General features: G+C 69.7%; 31 protein-coding genes. 4 read left to right on the top strand and 27 right to left on the bottom strand.

The window, feature by feature from the left end:
• The first annotated feature begins 723 nt into the window (after positions 1–723).
• A complete protein-coding gene (locus tag ACIBH3_RS04240; protein ID WP_396310309.1) occupies positions 724–2,043 on the top strand; it encodes a hypothetical protein in 1,320 nt (439 codons plus the stop codon).
• 366 nt (positions 2,044–2,409) lie between these two features.
• Here the strand turns inward: ACIBH3_RS04240 and ACIBH3_RS04235 are convergent, their stop codons facing one another.
• The 7 genes from ACIBH3_RS04235 to ACIBH3_RS04205 all read right to left on the bottom strand — a co-directional run bounded on the left by ACIBH3_RS04235 (position 2,410) and on the right by ACIBH3_RS04205 (position 5,899).
• A complete protein-coding gene (locus ACIBH3_RS04235; protein WP_396310308.1) occupies positions 2,410–2,571 on the bottom strand; it encodes a hypothetical protein in 162 nt (53 codons plus the stop codon).
• A 10-nt stretch (positions 2,572–2,581) separates the two neighbouring features.
• Positions 2,582–3,316, bottom strand: a complete 735-nt coding sequence (locus ACIBH3_RS04230) for a hypothetical protein (protein ID WP_396310307.1) — start codon at positions 3,314–3,316, stop codon at positions 2,582–2,584.
• A complete protein-coding gene (locus tag ACIBH3_RS04225) occupies positions 3,313–3,867 on the bottom strand; it encodes a hypothetical protein (protein WP_396310306.1) in 555 nt (184 codons plus the stop codon). Before ACIBH3_RS04225 ends, ACIBH3_RS04230 begins: the two co-directional genes overlap by 4 nt.
• The gene (locus ACIBH3_RS04220) at positions 3,864–4,181 is read right to left on the bottom strand and encodes a hypothetical protein (protein ID WP_396310305.1); all 318 of its coding nucleotides are present in this window, start codon (positions 4,179–4,181) and stop codon (positions 3,864–3,866) included. Before ACIBH3_RS04220 ends, ACIBH3_RS04225 begins: the two co-directional genes overlap by 4 nt.
• 115 nt (positions 4,182–4,296) lie before the next feature.
• On the bottom strand, positions 4,297–4,455 hold the full coding sequence (locus ACIBH3_RS04215; RefSeq protein WP_396310304.1) for a hypothetical protein: 159 nt from the start codon (positions 4,453–4,455) through the stop codon (positions 4,297–4,299).
• A 120-nt stretch (positions 4,456–4,575) separates the two neighbouring features.
• Positions 4,576–5,634, bottom strand: a complete 1,059-nt coding sequence (locus ACIBH3_RS04210; RefSeq protein WP_396310303.1) for a hypothetical protein — start codon at positions 5,632–5,634, stop codon at positions 4,576–4,578.
• Positions 5,635–5,722: 88 nt separating this feature from the next.
• Complete coding sequence (locus tag ACIBH3_RS04205) at positions 5,723–5,899, bottom strand: hypothetical protein (RefSeq protein ID WP_396310302.1); 177 nt, start codon at positions 5,897–5,899, stop codon at positions 5,723–5,725.
• A gap of 79 nt (positions 5,900–5,978) precedes the next feature.
• Between ACIBH3_RS04205 and ACIBH3_RS04200 the strand changes: the two genes are divergently transcribed.
• Entirely contained in the window at positions 5,979–6,170 is a 192-nt protein-coding gene (locus ACIBH3_RS04200; protein ID WP_396310301.1) for a hypothetical protein, read from the top strand.
• A gap of 305 nt (positions 6,171–6,475) precedes the next feature.
• A complete protein-coding gene (locus tag ACIBH3_RS04195; protein WP_396310300.1) occupies positions 6,476–6,829 on the top strand; it encodes a DUF6907 domain-containing protein in 354 nt (117 codons plus the stop codon).
• A 71-nt stretch (positions 6,830–6,900) separates the two neighbouring features.
• Here ACIBH3_RS04195 and ACIBH3_RS04190 read toward each other — a convergent pair whose 3' ends face one another.
• The 20 genes from ACIBH3_RS04190 to ACIBH3_RS04095 form a co-directional block, all read right to left on the bottom strand.
• Positions 6,901–7,626, bottom strand: coding sequence for a hypothetical protein (locus ACIBH3_RS04190; RefSeq protein ID WP_396310299.1), 726 nt, complete (start codon positions 7,624–7,626; stop codon positions 6,901–6,903).
• 114 nt (positions 7,627–7,740) lie between these two features.
• Positions 7,741–8,100 (bottom strand): hypothetical protein, encoded by a 360-nt coding sequence (locus tag ACIBH3_RS04185; protein WP_396310298.1) that lies wholly within the window; start codon positions 8,098–8,100, stop codon positions 7,741–7,743.
• A complete protein-coding gene (locus ACIBH3_RS04180) occupies positions 8,097–8,513 on the bottom strand; it encodes a LuxR C-terminal-related transcriptional regulator (protein ID WP_396310297.1) in 417 nt (138 codons plus the stop codon). Before ACIBH3_RS04180 ends, ACIBH3_RS04185 begins: the two co-directional genes overlap by 4 nt.
• 73 nt (positions 8,514–8,586) lie before the next feature.
• The gene (locus ACIBH3_RS04175) at positions 8,587–8,799 is read right to left on the bottom strand and encodes a hypothetical protein (RefSeq protein WP_396310296.1); all 213 of its coding nucleotides are present in this window, start codon (positions 8,797–8,799) and stop codon (positions 8,587–8,589) included.
• Positions 8,796–9,161 carry a hypothetical protein gene (locus tag ACIBH3_RS04170; protein WP_396310295.1) on the bottom strand — a complete coding sequence of 122 codons (366 nt, stop codon included), beginning with the start codon at positions 9,159–9,161 and terminating at the stop codon, positions 8,796–8,798. Before ACIBH3_RS04170 ends, ACIBH3_RS04175 begins: the two co-directional genes overlap by 4 nt.
• A gap of 113 nt (positions 9,162–9,274) precedes the next feature.
• Positions 9,275–9,523: a hypothetical protein gene (locus ACIBH3_RS04165; protein WP_396310294.1), complete on the bottom strand. Its 249-nt coding sequence runs from the start codon at positions 9,521–9,523 to the stop codon at positions 9,275–9,277.
• A gap of 98 nt (positions 9,524–9,621) precedes the next feature.
• Positions 9,622–9,816 carry a hypothetical protein gene (locus ACIBH3_RS04160; RefSeq protein ID WP_396310293.1) on the bottom strand — a complete coding sequence of 65 codons (195 nt, stop codon included), beginning with the start codon at positions 9,814–9,816 and terminating at the stop codon, positions 9,622–9,624.
• On the bottom strand, positions 9,813–10,358 hold the full coding sequence (locus ACIBH3_RS04155; RefSeq protein WP_396310292.1) for a hypothetical protein: 546 nt from the start codon (positions 10,356–10,358) through the stop codon (positions 9,813–9,815). The genes ACIBH3_RS04160 and ACIBH3_RS04155 overlap by 4 nt, the downstream gene beginning before the upstream one ends.
• Complete coding sequence (locus ACIBH3_RS04150) at positions 10,355–11,281, bottom strand: hypothetical protein (protein WP_396310291.1); 927 nt, start codon at positions 11,279–11,281, stop codon at positions 10,355–10,357. The genes ACIBH3_RS04155 and ACIBH3_RS04150 overlap by 4 nt, the downstream gene beginning before the upstream one ends.
• A gap of 127 nt (positions 11,282–11,408) precedes the next feature.
• Positions 11,409–12,419 carry a hypothetical protein gene (locus ACIBH3_RS04145; RefSeq protein WP_396310290.1) on the bottom strand — a complete coding sequence of 337 codons (1,011 nt, stop codon included), beginning with the start codon at positions 12,417–12,419 and terminating at the stop codon, positions 11,409–11,411.
• Positions 12,416–13,492, bottom strand: coding sequence for a hypothetical protein (locus tag ACIBH3_RS04140; protein ID WP_396310289.1), 1,077 nt, complete (start codon positions 13,490–13,492; stop codon positions 12,416–12,418). The genes ACIBH3_RS04145 and ACIBH3_RS04140 overlap by 4 nt, the downstream gene beginning before the upstream one ends.
• Positions 13,489–14,016 carry a hypothetical protein gene (locus ACIBH3_RS04135; RefSeq protein WP_396310288.1) on the bottom strand — a complete coding sequence of 176 codons (528 nt, stop codon included), beginning with the start codon at positions 14,014–14,016 and terminating at the stop codon, positions 13,489–13,491. Before ACIBH3_RS04135 ends, ACIBH3_RS04140 begins: the two co-directional genes overlap by 4 nt.
• Positions 14,013–14,984, bottom strand: a complete 972-nt coding sequence (locus ACIBH3_RS04130; protein ID WP_396310287.1) for a hypothetical protein — start codon at positions 14,982–14,984, stop codon at positions 14,013–14,015. Before ACIBH3_RS04130 ends, ACIBH3_RS04135 begins: the two co-directional genes overlap by 4 nt.
• 59 nt (positions 14,985–15,043) lie before the next feature.
• Entirely contained in the window at positions 15,044–15,400 is a 357-nt protein-coding gene (locus tag ACIBH3_RS04125) for a hypothetical protein (RefSeq protein WP_396310286.1), read from the bottom strand.
• Positions 15,397–15,813: a hypothetical protein gene (locus ACIBH3_RS04120; RefSeq protein ID WP_396310285.1), complete on the bottom strand. Its 417-nt coding sequence runs from the start codon at positions 15,811–15,813 to the stop codon at positions 15,397–15,399. The genes ACIBH3_RS04125 and ACIBH3_RS04120 overlap by 4 nt, the downstream gene beginning before the upstream one ends.
• Complete coding sequence (locus ACIBH3_RS04115; RefSeq protein ID WP_396310284.1) at positions 15,813–16,187, bottom strand: hypothetical protein; 375 nt, start codon at positions 16,185–16,187, stop codon at positions 15,813–15,815. The genes ACIBH3_RS04120 and ACIBH3_RS04115 overlap by 1 nt, the downstream gene beginning before the upstream one ends.
• 118 nt (positions 16,188–16,305) lie before the next feature.
• Positions 16,306–16,764, bottom strand: a complete 459-nt coding sequence (locus ACIBH3_RS04110) for a hypothetical protein (RefSeq protein ID WP_396310283.1) — start codon at positions 16,762–16,764, stop codon at positions 16,306–16,308.
• Entirely contained in the window at positions 16,761–17,096 is a 336-nt protein-coding gene (locus ACIBH3_RS04105; RefSeq protein ID WP_396310282.1) for a hypothetical protein, read from the bottom strand. Before ACIBH3_RS04105 ends, ACIBH3_RS04110 begins: the two co-directional genes overlap by 4 nt.
• Before the next feature lie 99 nt (positions 17,097–17,195).
• A complete protein-coding gene (locus tag ACIBH3_RS04100) occupies positions 17,196–17,492 on the bottom strand; it encodes a helix-turn-helix domain-containing protein (protein WP_396310281.1) in 297 nt (98 codons plus the stop codon).
• Between the two features lie 21 nt (positions 17,493–17,513).
• Positions 17,514–17,711, bottom strand: coding sequence for a helix-turn-helix domain-containing protein (locus ACIBH3_RS04095; protein WP_396310280.1), 198 nt, complete (start codon positions 17,709–17,711; stop codon positions 17,514–17,516).
• 167 nt (positions 17,712–17,878) lie between these two features.
• On the opposite strand from ACIBH3_RS04095, the gene ACIBH3_RS04090 reads away from it, so the two are divergent.
• Positions 17,879–18,445, top strand: a complete 567-nt coding sequence (locus ACIBH3_RS04090; protein ID WP_396310279.1) for a helix-turn-helix domain-containing protein — start codon at positions 17,879–17,881, stop codon at positions 18,443–18,445.
• Positions 18,446–18,456: the final 11 nt, after the last annotated feature.

Here is an 18,456-nt window from a genome sequence, read left to right as displayed (position 1 = left end):
TTACGGTGTACGACGCGAGTGGCCAGGTTCTAGGGAACGGCAAGCTCGCCAACGGCGCACTAGTGGACACGGTGTGCCGTTTCATGGCGTTCGCTGAGGGGATGCCGGTGGGGCCGGCGTTAAGTTCGCCGCATCGCTCAGCTGACTGGGACAGGGCTCGACCGGGCAACGCAAAGGCCCCCAGCGTGGCCGGATGTCTGATTGTTTCGGGCAGGGGGTACTTGCTAATGCGCGTGCGGCCAATCATGTGCAAGCGGCATCGCTGGTCAGGGTCTGGTGTTGTGAGCTACCTGTGTGGCCGCTCGTGGTAGACGCCAAGCATGGCCACGATCGGCTGGCCATCGAGCACACGCAGCCGCGACCAACGGGCTTCCGGTCGCCCGGTTTGGCGCGTCACAGTACACAGGCCGCGGAGGATGGCGTCACACTCCCGGCAGAGTCATGGAGCATCAGCGGGCACCACGGCTGACCGGGGCCGGTCAGCCGGTACGGCTCGTGCTGCATCGCGTCCGTGTCGAGGCCGAAAGGCGTCCGCGGGCCAGGTTCCTCCGGGATGTCAAGGTCGGTCGGCGCGGCATGCACCCAGCGGACGGCCTCGGCGACGTCCGCGCTGCCAACGCGAAGCCTCCTAGTTGGTGCCCCGCCCCGGGGGTATTGTGCGCTGGGTGCATTAGGGATTACCGTGAAAGAAGGTAAGCCTTCGCGCGCCCGGGGGTGAGATTCATGATTCAACAGATGTTGACTCCCTGGTATGACTCGACACAGCAGCGGGATCTGCTCTTACAGGGCGGCCATCCAGCCATTCTGGCTACAGCCAGAGATCTGGATCCTCTAGTCATTGGCCAACTGAGATGGGATGCTTTGCGAAGCCCAGATCGCAAGCAGATGGCCGCCCAGCTTCTTGACGGCTCCGTGTTTCATTCGCTGTCTCAAGGGCGAGCGATCGAGAAGCTAGGAGTTTTTCTCCCATATTCCAGCGGGTCTCGATATCCGTTTCACATTGCCACAATAGGAGACAATCTAGAGTCATCTCTTCGAGACATGGTGTCGCGACCGTTCCTCTTTTCGTCAGTCGCCGCCAACTATTGGGAGCGCTCGGAATTGCAGGCCAGACTTAAAGGACGCGCCACGCCCGAGCTCGTGGAAGCCTACTGCGCCCAAGACGGTCCGATCGACGGGATAGTCGGGCTCATCCGTGACATGAACGTCCTGTCGGCCGAGGAATGCAACCGCCTCGGGCGATCGTGGAAGTTCTGGAGCAAGGCCGAGGATGATGGGATCTTAACTACAGGACGAGCTAGGCCATATGGGGACGACGCACTCTCATTCCAGCTTGAGGGCTGGGATGGGATCGAGCTGAAAACCCATGCCGGGCGGTATGTCCACGGCATGATCCCCGGAGATCTCACTCGGGACGAGAATGGTACGCGCAGGCGAAGCCTAGTTTGGCAGCTGCTCGACCCCCTCTATCGCAGCGCCGATGCAGATGAGCGCGAGGATGCCGACATTTTGCGGGCACAATTCGACCGTTGCTACTATAGAACAATTGCGAGTGCCGAGGAAAGTTCGTTCTCCTACACCGGCGATCGCCTGTACACGGGGCGCCTCAAAGATGCGTTGGACAATATAGATCCGCATCGCATGGTGATCTTTCCCCACGACTTCAAGGCCCACCTGGGGCACATGACGCAAACGCAGTGGGCAGACTTTACCGAACGCGTACAGATTCCACTTCACCAGTGGTGGGAAGACCCTTGGGGTAATCTAGATAGCTTCCAGGAGGTCGGAGATAGGCTCCGGCGCGATATTGCGGATAATTCAACTCTTCCCGACTCCGGGAAAGCCACCGTGTTCAGCGTCATAGCATCCGGCGGGGGCGGGGCCGCAGCACTGTCGGCGACAAATCCACTTGCCGCATTTGCAGTGGGTGCAATTACCTACATAGTAACGGATCCAGCCCTATATCTACTGCGTAAATGGAATCTTCGCAGAAAGCTGGAATATGACGTAATGGAAGTCCTTCCCGAAGAGCCGAACATGTGAGGCGGTCGCCCCCTCCTTGCTGCGCATCAGCCAGGCGACTGCTGCTGATTGATTGGGTGATGTTTGCTGCCGCCAAGTTCAGCCGTCCAGGATCAGTCCGATTTCCGTAAGGCCGGCGTCGATCAGGTGAGCTCGGTGCTGGATCTTCATTGTCGCCTTGCATGCGAGAGCTCCGCAGCCGGTGCGGCTGCGGAGCTCTGAGCGCGGTGGCGAAGCGTGAGGGCCGACACGACGGAGCCCACGCCTCATCGTGCGGCAACCGGCCCAGGGATGGATCCCCAGATCACGGCTGTACTCCCGTCCTACTGGGCGGGGGCACGCTGGTTTCAGGGCGTCGCCCCGGGAGTGTCCAGGGCGGCGGGTTGGTCAGGCTGGGGCGTGGCTGGTGCGGGCGAGGCAGTACTCAGCGAGGCGGATCTGGTCGATGGAGGTGGCCGGGTCGAGGGTGGCGATGTAGTGCTGGTCGGCCCGGTCGAGCCATCCCTGGCGAGTGGTGGGGGTGCTGTCGGGGTCGACAATGGGGGTCACGGTGGTCTCCTCAGGAGGCTCGTTGAGCGGGCCGGTCGTGGTGCTGGACGGTCCACCGGTGGAGGTCGCCGTCCGGGTCGGGCATGATCGTGAACCCCTCTCGGGACTCCTCTTCGTGGTGTTGTTGGTGGTGTTGTTGTCCGGCCTGACCTGCGACAACAACACCCACAGGGGCACCCCCAGAAGAGGGTGGGAACGGGGGGAGCTCCTCAGCTTTGAGGCCGGTGGAGGAGCCTCGCCCGGGCACCCGGACGGCTGTGATGGGGACGCCTGCGGCAGCAGCCAGCTCACGGACAGTCGCGGTTTGTTTCTCGTCACCGGTCAGCTCGGCTGCGATCTGGGTGAGGTGAATGCGACTGCCGGGGGTGGGGAGGAGGCGGTGCAGGAGGTGCAGGAACTCGCCGACGTCGGGCGTCTGGGCGAGTCCCTCCAGGGGTTCCTCCGGCTCGGCCACCGGGGGTGCCGCCAGTTCCTCGGCGGGCGCCTGAGCCGCCGTCGTGGCGGGTCGGGCAGGGTCGCCGGCACGCCAAGCGGCGACGCACCACGCGCTGGCGCTGCCAACGACCCAGACCGGGGATTGGTGGGCGAGGTCGAGGAGGTGCAGGCCGACCCAGCCGCTGCCGACGGTGCGGATCGTGGCCACGATGGGCCGCTGCTCAGGGATGAGCCAGACGCCGATGCGTCGGGCCACGAGGGCCGATCCGCTGTAGAGGCGGGCGGCGGCGCGACCTTGGATGGTGCTCACAGCTGGCCACCGATGGCGTGGCCGAGCTGCTCGGCGACGGGGATGAGAACGGCAGCGGTGATGCCGGCGGCGCCAGCGGAGAGGCCGATGGTGGAGCCGGACCAAAGCCCGGTGATCAATTGCTTGCGCTGCGGCTTCGGCATGGACTTGCGCAGGACGAAGACGGTGGCGATCAGGAGGAGAACGACGAGGCTGCCGTAGCTGTCCATGGTGTGGGCTGCTGCCCGGGTGGCGGCGGTCGTGGGGCTTCCGGTGCCGCTGCTGAGGACCATGTCGCCGATGGTGTTACTAATGCCGGAGATCTTCGCGGCGGCGACGCCGATGAATCCGCCGGGGGTGGCGATGGCGAGCATGCCGATGGCGTCGCCGACGAGGTAGGGCACGTGGGCCTTGATGTCGAACTTGCCCTTGGCCTCGCCTTCGGCGTCGCCCCTGGGCGGGCCGCTCTTGCCAGCCTTCTTCATGAGGGTGGCCCAGAGGCCGGGGCCGAACTCGCGGATGTGGAGGACGATGCCGACGGCGAGTCCGCCGAGGGTGACGGTGGCGTTCACGAGGTGGCTCCGACAGTGATGGTGAGGACGGCGTGGGCGGCGGCCGGGGACATGGGCAGGGCGGTGAGCGGGGTGAACAGGGCGACGCGGGGGAGCCACCAGGAGTGGCGGGTACCGTCGCCGTCGGTGTGCCGGGTGCGGTCGAGGCGCCAGCCGACCAGGACGGCGGCGAGGGTGAGGCCGGCGGGGCCGAAGCCGTCGCCGACGGTTGCGCACTGGTCGAGGAGGTTGGCCCACCAGGGGGCGACGAGGGCGGATGCGGTGATGGCGCTGCCGTTGTAGGCGGGGCGGAGGACGGACAGGTCGAGCGCCATGGTCAGCTCTCCTGCGGCGCGGGGGCCGGGCTGTACTGCCGCTGCCCGTACTGGTCGTGGGCGGCGGGTGCGGGGGCGGGGGCGGGGTGGTTCCTGTGGTTCTCAGGCATGGGTCTCAACTCCGGGAGAGGAGGAGGGGCAGGGCGACGATGGTGAGGGCGATCCAGATGGCGGCGGTGGCGCGCAGGGTCGCTGCGGGGCCGTGCGGGTGCACGACGGCGAGGGCGGTGAGCGCGACAGCGGCGGGGATCGCCCACCAGAGGAGGGCGGGCACGGCTTCAGCCGGTCTGTTCGCCGGGCTGGGCGGTGGAGCGTTCGGCGGCGCGCTGGTGCTCCAGTTGGGCCGTGTGCTCGCGGATCTGCCGGTCGAGTTCGGCGGCGTTCTGCTGCTCGTTCACGCGTATCCGCCCCCGCCTTTGCCGACCTGCTCGGCCTCGGCCACTGCCTGGCGGGCCTGCTGCTTCTCCAGCTGGCGGCCGAGTTCGCGGCGGACGCTGGCGTGGTCGACGCGGCGGCCGAGGAGGCGGGCCGTTTGGGTGGGCACGATGTCGGGGTCGGTGATGCCGCGGTCGATGAGCTGCCTGATGGCCTCGGCGGCGCTGCCCGGACGTGTCCGCGCGGTGTCTGCCTTGGTCAGCGCGGGTCGCGGCCCGGCGCCGGGCAGGGTGTCCGGACGTGTCCGGGCGTTGTCCGGGTACCTGTCTAGCGTGACGTGGGGTCCGCCGAGGACGAGGGCGACGTGCATGGTGTCGACGGTGACGCCGTAGTCGGCGAGAAGGTCTGCGAGTTCGGCCGGCCCGAGGTTGGGGTGGGAGTCCGCAGCGATCTCGATGGCGTCGGCGGGGTCCATGGCGGCGAAGCGCTCGGCGAGGACGGCGTGGGCGGTGCGCGGACGCTGTCGGGACGTGTCCGGACGGGCCGGGCTGGCGCCGGTGACGTGCTCGACGGCGCGCGCCTTGAGGGATGCCGTGGCCTGCTCGCGGGCGAGTGCCCAGCCGAGGAGGCCGTACGCGGGCAGGCGCATCGCGCTCTCGCCGCGGGCGGCCCGGGCCGCAGCGCGGTCGGCGGTCCACGACAGGCTGGAGAGGACTAGCAGCCCGACGATCGGCGCGGCGAACAGCACCTCGGCGGGGCGGCCGCCGCCGGTCAGCCGGGCGTGCACGATGTTGAGGTAGACGCTGGCGCTGGCCTGCCCGATGGTGGCGATGATCGGCGCGACGGCGGAGCGGCCGGCTTTGACGGCTTCGGTGGCCTGGTAGAGGCAGCCCATGGCGACGCCGTCGTAGACGAGGGAGGCGAGGAGGGCGAGGCCCCGGGGGACGCCGTAGTGGCGGGCGACGGCGTAGAGGGACCAGGCGGCCATGAGGGCGGCGGCGGGCCGGATGATCGCGAGGGCGACGTTCCAGGTGAAGCGGCTGGGTTCGGGGCGCGCGGTAGTGTTCGGGCTGGTCATGGGGTGTACTCCCGTGATTGGACGGGCCCGGCTGGCGCTGATGCCGCAGGTGTTGGAGCACTCGCGGTGGAGCTGGCCGGGCCTGTTGTTACATGTGCTCGTCGATGAGCTTGCGGATCGCGGCGGAGCGGCTGGTGCCGGCGGCGGCGAGCGCGTCGAGCTTGGCCAACTGTGCGGCGTAGAGGGTGACGCCGCCGATGACCTTCTTGGCTGGCGGGTCGCCAGGGTTGCCGGTCTTGGCCGGCCCCTTGGGGATCGTGTGCATATGCACAACATAGCAGTCGTGCATATGCACAGCAACTATCTTCCTCGACGTATGCATATGCAGCCCTTAACCTGGCCGCATGGTCAGCCGCGCGAAGGACACTCACACCACCAACCGCGTGATCCGGCTCGCTGACGCCGACTGGGATGACCTCGGCACTGTCGCGGGCACCCGGAACCGCGCGCAGGTGATCCGGCAGCTTGTGGCCTGGTATCTGCGCCGGCCGGGGGCGAAGCTGCCGGAGCGGCCCGCTGGCCCGTCAGGCCCCTGACCTGCGGCGTATCAGCCGCGCATCGCTGGCATATCACCGCTGGGCGATGAGCTGGTTGAGTTGGGCGACACAGGCTGCGGCTGGGCGATGATGCTCGGCTGCCGCAGCGACTGCCTTCCGCGCTTGCTCAGCTGCGTTGGCGTCTACCAGTACCAGGACCTGCTCTGCCGTTACGACGTCGAGCAGGATGCGCTGCCAGGGCTCTGATCCCCCATTCGACGCCAAGACCCGGAGTGTGCGCCATCTGACGGACAAATAGCAGCGGCTCACCAAAGTTAGCTACCGGACAGCGAATACTTCTGTCCATGACCGCGCCAGCCGCCGCCTCAGATGCCCAGACGGATACCTGCCCCTATTGGTGCATCGAGCAGCCGCACAGTGCCGCCGAACTATTGGAGGGCGCAGTACACCTTTCAACCTGTGAGGGCATCTCACTCCCGGCCTTCAACGGCAAGGGCTGTGCAGAAGTCCTCTTCAACCTGGGCAGCACCACTGCGGACGACGGCAGCCCTTCTACCCCGTTCATCGCGGTTGAGCTGACGGGAAGCCTGCTGGCTCACCTGCGGGACCGCGATGCTGTGGACGAGCTCGTGTGGGGCTTTGAGCGGGTTGCCGAAGCGCTGATCACGTGGCGGTCCGCTCTGCCTGGGGATGACTAAGCTACCGCCCTGACCCCACCTCCGCGGAAGCCCCCGGAACCGCCCCGGGGGCTTCCGCCTGCCTTCGACCCTCACGCCGCTTCGGAGTGGATCAGCTGGACCATCGCCGCGCCGATCCAGCGGATCCCGCAGGCCTGGCACTGCACTTCCGGCTCCAGCACGCCGCCCTGCCGCAGCAGCATCGGCCCGCCGCACGGGCACCTGCGCTGGATGGAGTCCTCGCGCTGGCCGAGGCCGAGTGCGGTGTCCAGCCGCCGCCGCGCCCCGGCCGCAACTGCGGTGATGCGCAGGCGCTCGCCTTCGAGGAGCGGACGGAACGGGCCGGGCCGCTCGTCTATGCGGGCGAGGAGCCAGCGGGCGGCCGTCAGCCCGTCACGGCGGGTCCCGTTCCAGTGCCAGCGACGGGCGTCAGCGGCGTCGGTGGCGGCGGCGAGGCGCAGGGCGCGACCGGTTTCGTCGCCGGGGCCGGCGGACGGGCGGACGGTGGCGGCGGGTCGTTGGATGCTGGCGGCGATCTGGTCGGCGCAGTGGAGGAGTTCGCCGTCGAGGGCCTGGATGGTGTCGAGGATGGCGACGCGCAGGGGTACGGGGCGCTCTCCTGGGGCGACGGCGGTGCGCTCGGCCCGCTCGGCTGCTGCCTCGGCCTGCTCGGCGTCGTCGCGGTCGAGATGGTGCATGCCCATGAGGGGGATCCAACCGGTGGTTGTGTGGGCGGTGAGCATGTCGCGAAGGTCGTCCCAGTGGCGGGCGATGGCGGTGAGGTCGGCGTGGGCAGTGCTGGTGGGGGTGGTGGTCACGGTGCTTCTCCTGGTGCTGGGGCGTAGGGTGTCGGCACCGTGTGGGGCGTCCCTGTGGCTGGCGAGCTGGGGGCGCCTCACTGCTGTGTCCACGGGTTTACAGCAGGGTGATCATCAGTGCAGCTGGCAGATCAGAGGGACGCTGGCCGACCGGTCGATGGCGGCCAGCGTCGGGCGCGGCCACACAACCGGGTTGCTGTCGCTGTCGCGGCACTCGTCGCAGTGGGTTCCGGCCATATCCGGCCGGTGGAGCTCGCGGACGGCTGCGATGCGCGCCTCGGCCTGCTCGGCGCGGGCCTGCATCTCGGCGACGAGGTCTGCTGCGGGTCGCCAGCGTTCGCCGTCGAAGATCTCCTGTCGGTCGGCCGCTGCGCCCTTCCGCCACGCGGCGAGTTCGTCCTCGGCGGTGCGGAGCAGGGCCCGGGTCTCGGCGAGCTGGTGGCGGAGCTGGTCGGGGTAGGCGTCCTGGGTCACGGCGTGCTCCTGAGGGTGTCGACGGTGGCGAGGATCTCTGCGCGCTGGTTGCGGATGACTTGCTCGTAGTCGGCGGTGAGGGCGCGCAGGCGCCGGATTTCGGCGTGTGCGCCGCGCAGGGCCTTGATGCCGGCGAGCAGGTGTCGGGCTTGTGTGGTGGTGAGCTGGCGCCTGGAGGCTTCGACGGCGAGGGCGGCGAGGGTGTCAAGCGGGCTCGGGGGCGGTACTGGTGGTGCTGGTGCCGTCGGCGAAGGTGGGGTCTTGCGGCGGGCGCGGTCGAGGTGGCCACTGATGGTGGCCTGTGAGAGGCCGAGGATGGCGGCGATCTGGGCGGGGGTGTGTCCGGTGTCGGCGAGGTGGAGAACCTCGGTCTGACGGGCAGTAAGGGGCGCCCCGGGGATGCGTAGAGTCACGGGGTCGGCTCCTCGGGGGTCGCGGCGGACCGGGCGATGCGGTGCCAGTCCTTCGGGTGGATCCGGCGGTCGCTCATTGGTCGTCTCCGGGGATGAGGCCGCTGGTGATGGCGGCGGAGCGGGTCTCGGCTTGTTCAACGAGTTGTTCGGTGCGGGCGCGGGCCCGGATGTCGGCTTCGGCCTGCCGGCCGGCAGCCCTGGCGCCGCGGTGGATGTGGGCGATCACGGCGGTGATGAGGAGTGCGGCGGGTCCGCAGGTGGCGAGGACGGACGTGGCGGTGCTCACTGCGGGTCTTCGGGGTTGTGGTCGGCCCTGCTGCCAATGCGCGCGCTGGCGAGGATGGCGGCGAGGGACGGACGGGCGAGGGCGTCTCGCACCCACCGGGGGTCCAGCCAGCTCGCGTCGATGTCCTCGTCGGGGTCGTCTGGCAGCAGCGCGTGGACGGCGTCGAGGGAGGTCTGTGCGGTGGCGAGCTCCTGCCGTGCGCCGGCCAGTTCGGCGCGGAGCCGGTCCAGTTCGGGCCAGACGACGGCGAGCATCGCGTCGACCAGGCCGACGCGGTCGGCGCTGGGCTTGCACGCGTCTGCGGTGATGGCGGCGGTGAAGGCCTCGCGGAGCTGGACGTCGGTGAGCGGCGGTGTGGTCACGTCAGTCCTCGTCGTAGTCGTGGCAGATGCACTGGCAGTTGGCGTCGGGGTCTTCGGGCCAGGCCAGGCCCGGCGGACGCGCGGCTCCTCGCAGCACTCGGGCGGTGTGGTGGTCATCGGGCCGCCCCCTCGGCCTGCTCCACGACGTCGACGTGGGTGAGGGCGATGCCGCCCGCGTGGCCGTCGACGGCGACGACCGGTTCGCCGTGGCCGAGGTTCCAGGCGCGGCTGCGGGTGCGGGTCTCCAGGCGGGGGTACTCGGCCAGGCCGAACTCGGGGCGGACGCCGGGGTAGGCGATCACAGGCGTGCCGGGCGGGTAGCGGTCGTTCCACTGCTCGGCGGTTAAGTCGGGCTGGGTCACAGCGGTCTCCTGGGGCTGTTGTGCGGCGTGCGGGTGGGGTGGTGGCTGTCCGGGGCCGGGGCGCGTGCGCGGGGCGGCGTGGGACCGGTTGCGCGGGCTCAGGCGGCGTGTTGCTGGACGAGCCAGGTGTCGAGCCGCGTGGGGTGGCTGCCGGCGTGGAGGTGGCGGCCGCGGGGTGTGGTGCAGCGGTTGCCGGGCCGGGCCTTGCAGGTGGGGACGGGGCAGGTGATAGCCCACTCGGGCGGCCGGTCCTGCTGGTTGGGGCGAAGGCCTGCGGGCATCGGGGCGTTCACGTGCGACTCCTGGAGGCTTCGAGGCGGGCGGGGTGAACGTCGGCCATGCGGCGGCCACGGAAGGTGGTGCGGCAGTTCTTGCCGGCGGCGGCGTGGCAGCGGGGGCATTCGACGCCGAGCGGTCCGGGCCGGCGGACGGGCTGGTGTTCGGTGGGGATCTGACGACCGATAGAGCTGAGGTCGCCGAGGGGCCTGCCGGGCGGCAGAGCGAGTACTGCGGGCCGCAGGCCGCGGCGTACGGCATCGAGCTGGCGTCGGCGGTTGGCGAGGTACTGCTGTGGCGTCTCGTCCGGGCTACTGGGCTCGTAGACGAACTCGTCCATCCGTTCGGCTGAGGTGTCGCGGATGGCGGCGATGATCTCGGCGGGGGAGATGAACGGCCTCTTCGCGGCGTGTGCATTGACAGCACTCTTGACGGTGTACATGTCGTATTCGCCGAGGACCTCGTACCAGGCATCAGGGGTGAACTCGTCGAACCGCTGCTGCGGGAACATCGCCTGGATGTAGTGGTAGACGGCAACCCACTCGTCGTCCTCGTTCATGAGATCTCCTTACGCTGGACGGCTCGTGCGGCAGCTCGGGCGGCGAAACGGTCGAGGCGGCCGTCGGCTTCCTGCTGCCGTCGGTCCTTCGGTTGCAGCGGAGCGATGTTCTGGCTGACGGGGGTGGGAATGCTTCGCCATCCGGAGTAGAAGAAGCGGCTGCTGAACGGCCCGCGCTGGGCGCCGGCTGCGGCGTCGATGGCGTAGCGGACCATCAGCGGGATGCCGAGGCGCTTGAAGTCGTTCTCGACGAGAAGCCGCTCGCCGCCGGCGAACTTCCAGGGCACGTTGATGCCGCTGGCGCTCATGGCGGCCTGGAGCTGGGCGAGCCAACTGGGCTCGGCGGGTGCGACTGCCGCGACGACCGGGGGCTGCCACAGCACGGGCAGGTTCTGCGCGGGCGCCGGGTGGTGGTGGTTCCCTGACGGTTCTGTAGTTGGGTGGTTCTTGATGGTTCGGGCGGCGTTGAGTGCGTTACGTACGTCGTCTGAGTGCGTTACATCGGCCTCGTAACGCACTTCAACGTCGTTACGTACGGACGGAGAGTGCGTTACATCGAGCTCGGTAACGGCGTCTGCGTGCGTTACGGCCTTGGAGCGGTGCTTGCGGACCCGGTCCGCCGTAGCCTCCCGGAGCTTCTCCTCCTCCAGTTCCAGCAGAGTCCAGTCCGACTCCGGCCGGACCATCTGGATCGACAGGCGGTACTGGGTGCAGCCGCGGACGACGCCCTCGGCGGTGATGAGCTTTCCGTCCTCCAGTCGGCGCAGAGCCCGCTGAACGGTCCGGCGGTCGTAGCCGGTGCGGTACTGCAGTCGGAGGACCGACGGTCGGGCGCCGCCGCCGTCCCGGTGGGCGTGCTCAGCGAGCGCCTGGAGGACGTGCCGCGACGTGGTGTCCGGCTTGCCCTTCTCGGTGAGGAGCATGGGCGCCTGGTCCATGGCCCATGTCACTGCCTCGGTGCTCAACTGGTTGGCCTCTCTGGCGGTGCTGGTGGGTTGGTCGCCCGGGGCGGGGGGCTTGCGTCGGCCCCGCCCCGGGAGGTGGAAGGGGTCAGGCGGCGCTGCCGGAGCGGCATGCCCAGGGCGAGCAGCCGTCCGGGTCGCCCTGCTCGGCGCGTTCCAGGTCGACCTCGAACAGGGCGTCGAAGATGTCGTCCTGCCGGTGTTCGCGCCGCTGGACGCGGTCGATGGGCGCCTGGTCGAGGGGGAGACGGGAGATGTGCAGGTACCGCTCGTGGCGCAGGCCGGGGCCGGTTCGGTAGTCGTGGTCGAACTGGACGGCCTCGGCCCATGCAGCGGGGTCGGTGTCGCGCATCTGTCGCCAGTGGGCGTTGCCGTGGAACGGGCAGCCAATGCAGGCCGACTTCTCCGTATCGCCCCAGTCGCGGGACTTCAGGTACGCCTCGCACTGGGTGCGGGACATGTTCAGCTCCAGCAACGGGTGGCGGGAGCGGCTGTAGCGGGTGTCGGCGCGGATGGAGACGCGGCCGATCTCGTCGGTGGAGAACCCGATCCACTGCTCAGCCCAGGCGTTGCGCTGCGGCTGGCCGGCGCGGGTGATGGCGCCGGTGCCATTGCAGACGGAGCACGGCCCGGGGGTGTGGTCGTCGAGCTTGGCCCGCCAGGGGGCGATGCGGGTGCCGGCGCCGTCGCAGTATCGGCACGGGGCCGGGTTGTGGGTGGTGGCGCCGAGGAGGAGCCGAACTTGGCGGAGGATCGGGGTGAGCTTGTAGGTCTGGGTGCAGCGGCGGTTCAGCATCCCGTCTTCGCCGGTCTGCGGGTCGCGGGTGTGGGCGGGCAGGGAGCGTTGCTTGTTCGGGTCGAGGACGTCGCGCTGGATGCTGCCGGCGGAGACGCGGTGGAGCGGGATGCCGGCGGGCTGCAGGACTTCGCGCTCCAGCCGGTTGAGGTGCTGGTAGACGGCGGCGGGTTCCCACCCGGTGTCGGCGAACACGGCGGCGTCGAGTCTGGGCAGGCGGCCTTCGGCGGAGAGCAGGGCGAGGGTGGTGGACTGCACGCCGGCGCCGAGGGACAGGACGCGCAGTGTGGGCGTCGCGGTCATCGGGGTTCTCCGATCGGTGTGGTGGGTGGTTCGTCGCGGCCTGCGGTAGCGGCCGGGGTGTGGCGAGGCGTCACGCTGAGACCTGAGGGAGCGGCTTCCCCAGCCGCGAGTGGATGCTGCCGATGTAGCTCCAGCTGGCGCCGAGCCGCGCGGCGATGACCTCGCGTGGGAGGCGCTGACTGGCGAGCTCGGCAACGTCCTCGACGATCGCCTCCGGGCGGGACGCCGCCGTGTCGAGAGGCGGCTCCTCGTTGGGGTCGTCCGGGTTGTCCCATGCGAGCGGCGGGCCAGCCGTTCTGGCGTCCGCGGGCGATGGATCTCGTGTCCGTGCCGGGCACCATCGACAGACGCTCGAACGCTGCGTCGATGGCCTGGTGGGTGGCCGCCCGCGCCGTCTCGATGTGCTGGTTGACCAGGTAGGACACGGTCGTCTGGTCGATGCCGCAGGCCTGGGAGATCTCCTGGATCTGGTGGCCCGCGGCGACCAGCGCCCGCAGCCGCCTGACCGAACCGAGTGCCGACACGGACCGGTTGGGGCAGATGACCTGAGCGAGGCGGACGCTCAGGATGCGGCAGGCTGTGGTCCGCCGCACGATGGTGCGGGTGCCGTTCAGGTAGGCGCTGATCGAGGAGCTGGAGCAGCTGGTCACGGCGACGAGCTCGTTCCACCCGGCGCCAGCGGCCCACAGCCGGCGCAGGTGCGCTGTGACGGGGGCGGCGTCGATGGTGAGCTGGCGGCCCGTCGCGGCCATGAGGTTGCGGCGGCGACTGTAGGCGCGCATCGCGGCCCGGCACTGCTCGCAGCTGCAACCGGGGCGTCCAGTGTCGGACCCGCTGCGGGGCCGTCCGACGTAGCGGGCGTAGACCAGGGCGTCGCCGTCGGCGTCGTGGCGGACCTCTGCCTCGAACGAACCTGCGGGCTGGTAGGCGCGCAGAGCGCCGGTCTGGATGTGGTGGGCAGTGCCACGTGCGGCAGACCGCCACACGTAGTTGTCGACAAGGCCCCACTCCCCGGGCAGGGCGCGCAGCCCTTCGGCGATCGGCGCGTGCAGGATCTTGTGACGGCGGCTCACTCGGCACCTCCGGGGGTGATCTGCGGCAGGGCGATGTTTGTGAGCTGGCCGGCCTGCCACGCTGCGGCAACGGCCGCCTTGCCGTGCGTCTCGAACGTCGTGCGGTGGTACGCGGCCCGGGGCTGCAACTTGACGCCGGGCACGGTGTGGACCTCGCCCGTCTCCTGGTCGCACCACTGCGGGCAACCCGCCACGGTCATCTCGGCCAGGAGGGACTTCACGAACGCCGGGCGAACCTCGGTGACGAAGCGGCGGGTGACGTTGTCCGGGTGGTGCTGGCGGACCCAGGTGAGGAACGCCTCGTCATCGACGACCTCGGCGGCTGGGTCGGGGGTGACCAGGGTGATCTTGGCGACGGGCGTGCCGTCGGGCAGCTCCGCGCCAATCTGCCGGGTACCGGTCTCGGCCTTCGCGGCCTTCAGCCCGGCCTGCATCTCGGCCTTGGCGGCCTTCAGCTGGGTCCCGATCTCGTCGTACAGGGTGGCGAGTACGGCGGCGCGGGTGGCCGCATCCTTGAGGCTCACGCCGCACCTCGCAGCAGGCCGGCCATCTCGCGGATCTGGGCCACGGCCGCGTCGGCGATGCTCACGCCGTACGACTGCGCGAAGTCGGCCTCCACCGTGTCGGCGACACCCGCCACCAGCGCGGCAGCCCGCAGCTCATCGACCGCAACCGCCTGCTCGTCGGCCTCGACGACCTCGGCGTCCACGACCGCGTCATCACCGGCCGGCTCGGCGGCCTTCTCCCGGCCGACCTCCGCGATCCGATCCAGGTACTCGCGGTCCGCACCGCTGGCCCCGGCTTCCTGCCAGATCCGGCGCACATCCGCAGCCGTGGCCGCCTCGTGCGCCTCGTGCAGGAAGTCCCGCTGTGCGACAGGCTCGGCCTGGACGACCCGCAGGGGCTGCACCGGAGCCTCCACCGGCTCGCCGTCCTGGTTGACGTACGCGCCAAGTTCCTCCGGCGTGTAGTGCAGCCCGAACAGCACGTCCTCGCAGGCGTCCCGGGCAACCTCGGTGATCGCGCGGGCCTTGAGCATCGCGGCCGGGTACTTCTCCCACGCGGTGGGCCGGTCCTTGTAGTCCCGGGCGTGGGGCTTCCCGTTCTTGATCTGGCACAGGCCCGCCTGCGCGGCCCGCTCCAGCGTCCAGGTGACCTCGTACGTCCAGTCGGGGTCATCGGCCCGGACGATCTGCGCGACGGCCTGACGGTCGTCACCCTTCACCCGCAGCTTGTGGCCGGCGTGCCGGACCAGGGCGCCGATCAGACCAGAGCTCGCGGAAGGCTTGCCTTCGATGACGTGGATGCCGGTGAGGGCGGCGATCGGAGTGATGCCCAGGGTGCGGCCGTACTCGATGGCGTACAGGACGTTGGCGGGGCGGTTGGTGAACTGCTTGGGCAGCAGGTCGGCCTTGGCGAGGTGCTCGGCGTACCGGACGAGGTCCGGCAGGGAGGCAGTGAGGGCCTGGACCCGCACGATGTCAGTGCTCACGGTGGTGTTCTCCGGTGTGGCGGCCGGAGCGGCGTGCGCCCCGGCCGGCTGTCGGTCGGTCACTGGGCGGCGGGGGCCGCGTCGGCCTTGGTCTTGCCGGCCTCGATGGCGGTGAGCTCCTCGGCGCCGTAGCCGAGGGCGTGGTCGAGCTGGGCGCGGATCCCGTCGCGGTCCTTGCGGACGGCGTCGACCTCGGCCTGGAGGCGGGCGTTCTCGGCGACCAGCTCGCGGTGAGCCTCGACGACGCTGCCCGTGCAGGCGGCCAGCGCCTCCTCGGCCGTGGTGAGGTTGCGGGCGAGCCGGACGTTGAGGTCGGTCAGCTCCCGGCGCTCGGCCCTCAGGCGGGCGACCTGGTCGCGGAGGATGGTCATCGCGCGGGCCTGCTCGGTGCAGGTCCTGCGGGTCTGGAGTCTCATGCCTCCTGCACCGCCTTCGCCGCGTAGAACTCGGCCTGCGCAGCCTCGCAGCACGCCGGCTCGCCGATCACGGACGACTCGTCCGGCCAGCGGGCGGCGTCCTCGGCTGTCCAGACCTCCCAGCCCAGGCCGCAGTGCGAGCACTCGTCGCGGCTGTCGCACACGACCTCGGCCTTCACCCCCGGGTACTGGCCAGCCAGCGCTGAGACGATCTCCCGGCAGCGCTCCTCGTACCGGCCCTGGATGTTGTCCCCGGTAAGGCTGTCGGACATCGAGACCCAGCCGAAGTCACCGAGGCGCTGCGGGTGGATGACGCCCGTCATGTCCAGCCGGAGGCGGGGTCCGACTGGGGCGGGGAGGTCAATGGTCCCGCTGACCTGCACGCGGAAGTTGTCGCGGTTGGTGTGCTTCATCAGGCGGCGCTCCTGTTCTGCTGGTGCGGGAAGGGGATAGCGGCGGCGGCCCGGGACTCGTGGCCGAACGTGCGCCCGGCCGCGTCCCGCAGCTCATCCGCGAGCTGGAGCGCCTGCGTCTCGTCGAGCTCGACGTGCGCCTCGTCCATCTGCCAGGAGCACTCGGCGTCGTCGACCTCGGCGTCCCACTGGGCGCCGCGCCGCTCAACCACGGCGGCCAGTCGGTCGAGGTGCTCCTCGACGAGGTCGCGGTCGGTCAGCCACATCTCGGCGACCGCCGCGAGCGTGTCGTACCGGATCCCGCGCACCCGCAGCAGGACGTGGAATGCCCCGGCGGGGCTGGTATCGGCGTTGAGCATCTCGTCGCGAGCCATCAGGCGTCCTTCCGGGAGGAGTTGCGGGGTGCGGCGTGACGGCCCGGCGTCGGCCAACAGGCCAGGCCCACCGCCAGCCACACCGGCAGGGAGATCAGCAGGAGCGTGAAGAACGGGGTCACAGCGCACCGCCCGCACGGGCGTTCGCGATCGTGTTGGCGTACGCCTGACGGACCTCGGTCGACCACGCCTCCGGATCGCCGTGCGCATCCATCCACCGCGCGCACACCGCGACCTCAGCCGGGCTGCACTTCTCGCGGACCGGCAGCGGCTCCGCCACGGCATCCAGCAGGGTCCACGCCTCCACCGGGATGCCATCCACCGCGGTGGCCAGGAGCCAGTGCATCTGCCCCGAGTCCCACCGCTCGGAGATCAACTCGCCTCCGATGACGGCCTGCCAGGCGTGCAGCGCATCGACGTTCTTGTGGGTGTACACCCGCACGCGCGGCTTGCCCGGGGCGGACGCGGAGCAGCGGATCTCGATGTGGTGCGGCAGCGGGCTGAGCGCGGCGATCAGGTGGCCAGCTGCGTCGTGCGCGGCCTGGTACGAGGCGAGGTGGGGGCCGTTGTCGTTCACGCGGCCACCGCCGAACCGGCCGCAGCCTGCACCGGCGACACCACACGGATCTGCACCCGCGCGTCCCGCCACATCACGTCCAGGATCCGGACCGTCATGTCCTGGTGGCCCCAGGAGAACGGGAGCGGCGGTTCGATGTCACCGCCGACGACGGCCTGGTAGGCGGCGGCCACAGCCTCACCATCGACCGCGTCGACCTTGCCGTACAGAACACCGAGCTGGCTGACCGTCCACTCGACGGGGCCGAGGTTGGCGAGCTCGGGGTGCTCGGTCTGGATGGCGAGGAGCGCCAGCGTCAGACCGTGCTGGGGAGTCTTTCGAGTAGGCTTCACTGAGGCCTACCTCCTTCTGTGATGGGTTGATCGGTGGGCCGGGGCCGCCATCCCTGGAGTCGATGCCGGGGTGGGGGCCCGCCCCATGTCTGAGGTGGTTCAGGCGGTGAGCGAGCGCCTGCGCCCCTTGGCGCGGCTCGGTTCCGGGGCAACGCGCGTGGGGTCCAAAGCGGGGTTGGAGCGCGAGTCGGCCGCCTCCTGCGCGGCGAGCCACGCATCGAGCGCCGAGAGGCGGTACATGACGCGGTGGCCAGTCTTGAAGCTGGGCGGCCCTACGCGGCGGGCCCGGAGGCGGTACATCGCTTTGGGTGTCCTGCGGATGTAGTCCGCGGCTTCCCCGACTGTCAGCAGAGCCGGCGAGGCCGGAGGAATCGGCGGAGTGGCGGTGCTGGACATGGTTTTCCTTCATTGCCCATATCAGGGGTGGGCGATCTCGTCGATCTCGACGCTTAGCCCGCTGGCAATACGCTTGAGCACCTCTGGCTGAGCGCCTCGGTGGCCTCGCTCGATGCGGGACAAGTGCGCTGGTGAGACACCGACTTGATGGGCGAACCGATTCAGGCCATAGCCTGCTTGTTCGCGCTTGCGCCGTATGTCTTCTCCTCGCGCTCTCACCCGTCCAACGATATGGGCAATGAAGGGCAATAGCAAGCTTCCATGGGCAATGACTACCCTCCACCTGTCCCACCTGGGGAAATGGCGGGAACCCGACTGCCCAACCAGGGCCGCTATCTGCGATGCTGTTGCCTAACGTTGTCCGTTAGTGGGAGCTGAGGTCTGGCATGGGCACGGCCGAGGAACGGCACCTCGACTGGGCGAAGCTCGGCGAGGAGATCAGGCGAACGCGGCGGGAGCGAGGCGAGACCCAGGCCAGCCTCGCCGAAGCAGCTGGGCTGGACCGAAAGACGATCAGCAACTACGAGACGGGGCGGACGCCGGCTCCCGGCCGAATCCCTGACGGGTACTACGCCGTTGCGAGAGTGTTCGGGTGGCCCGACGGAAGGGTCGAGCAACACCTCGGCCTCGTCTCCCGGAAGCCACAGACTTCAGCTCCACCGGCGGAGTTGGCCCCAGTTGCCATCGAGCTGTACCCGGCGGTGGCCGCCTTCGCTCGCGCGTGCGCCCGGGAAGGCGCGGATGCTGCGCTTCGGGACGCGTTCGAGGAGGCCGCAGAGCTGCTCCTGCGGTCAATTCCCGCAGAGCGACCGGAGCGGCAGAGGGATTACGGGCTGGTCGCCTACCGGCCTCACGGCTGGGGAGAGGGTGATCCGGGCATGCCGGAGGACGATGCTGAGCGGATCCAGCGGCGCCTCGCCGAGTATGTGAGAGAGCGGAACGACACGCCGTAACACTGAGTGCG

Origin of the sequence: Kitasatospora sp. NPDC050543 (assembly GCF_044457565.1) — a bacterium.
Classification (GTDB): domain Bacteria; phylum Actinomycetota; class Actinomycetes; order Streptomycetales; family Streptomycetaceae; genus Kitasatospora.
This window is presented reverse-complemented; position numbering and strand designations above follow the sequence as displayed.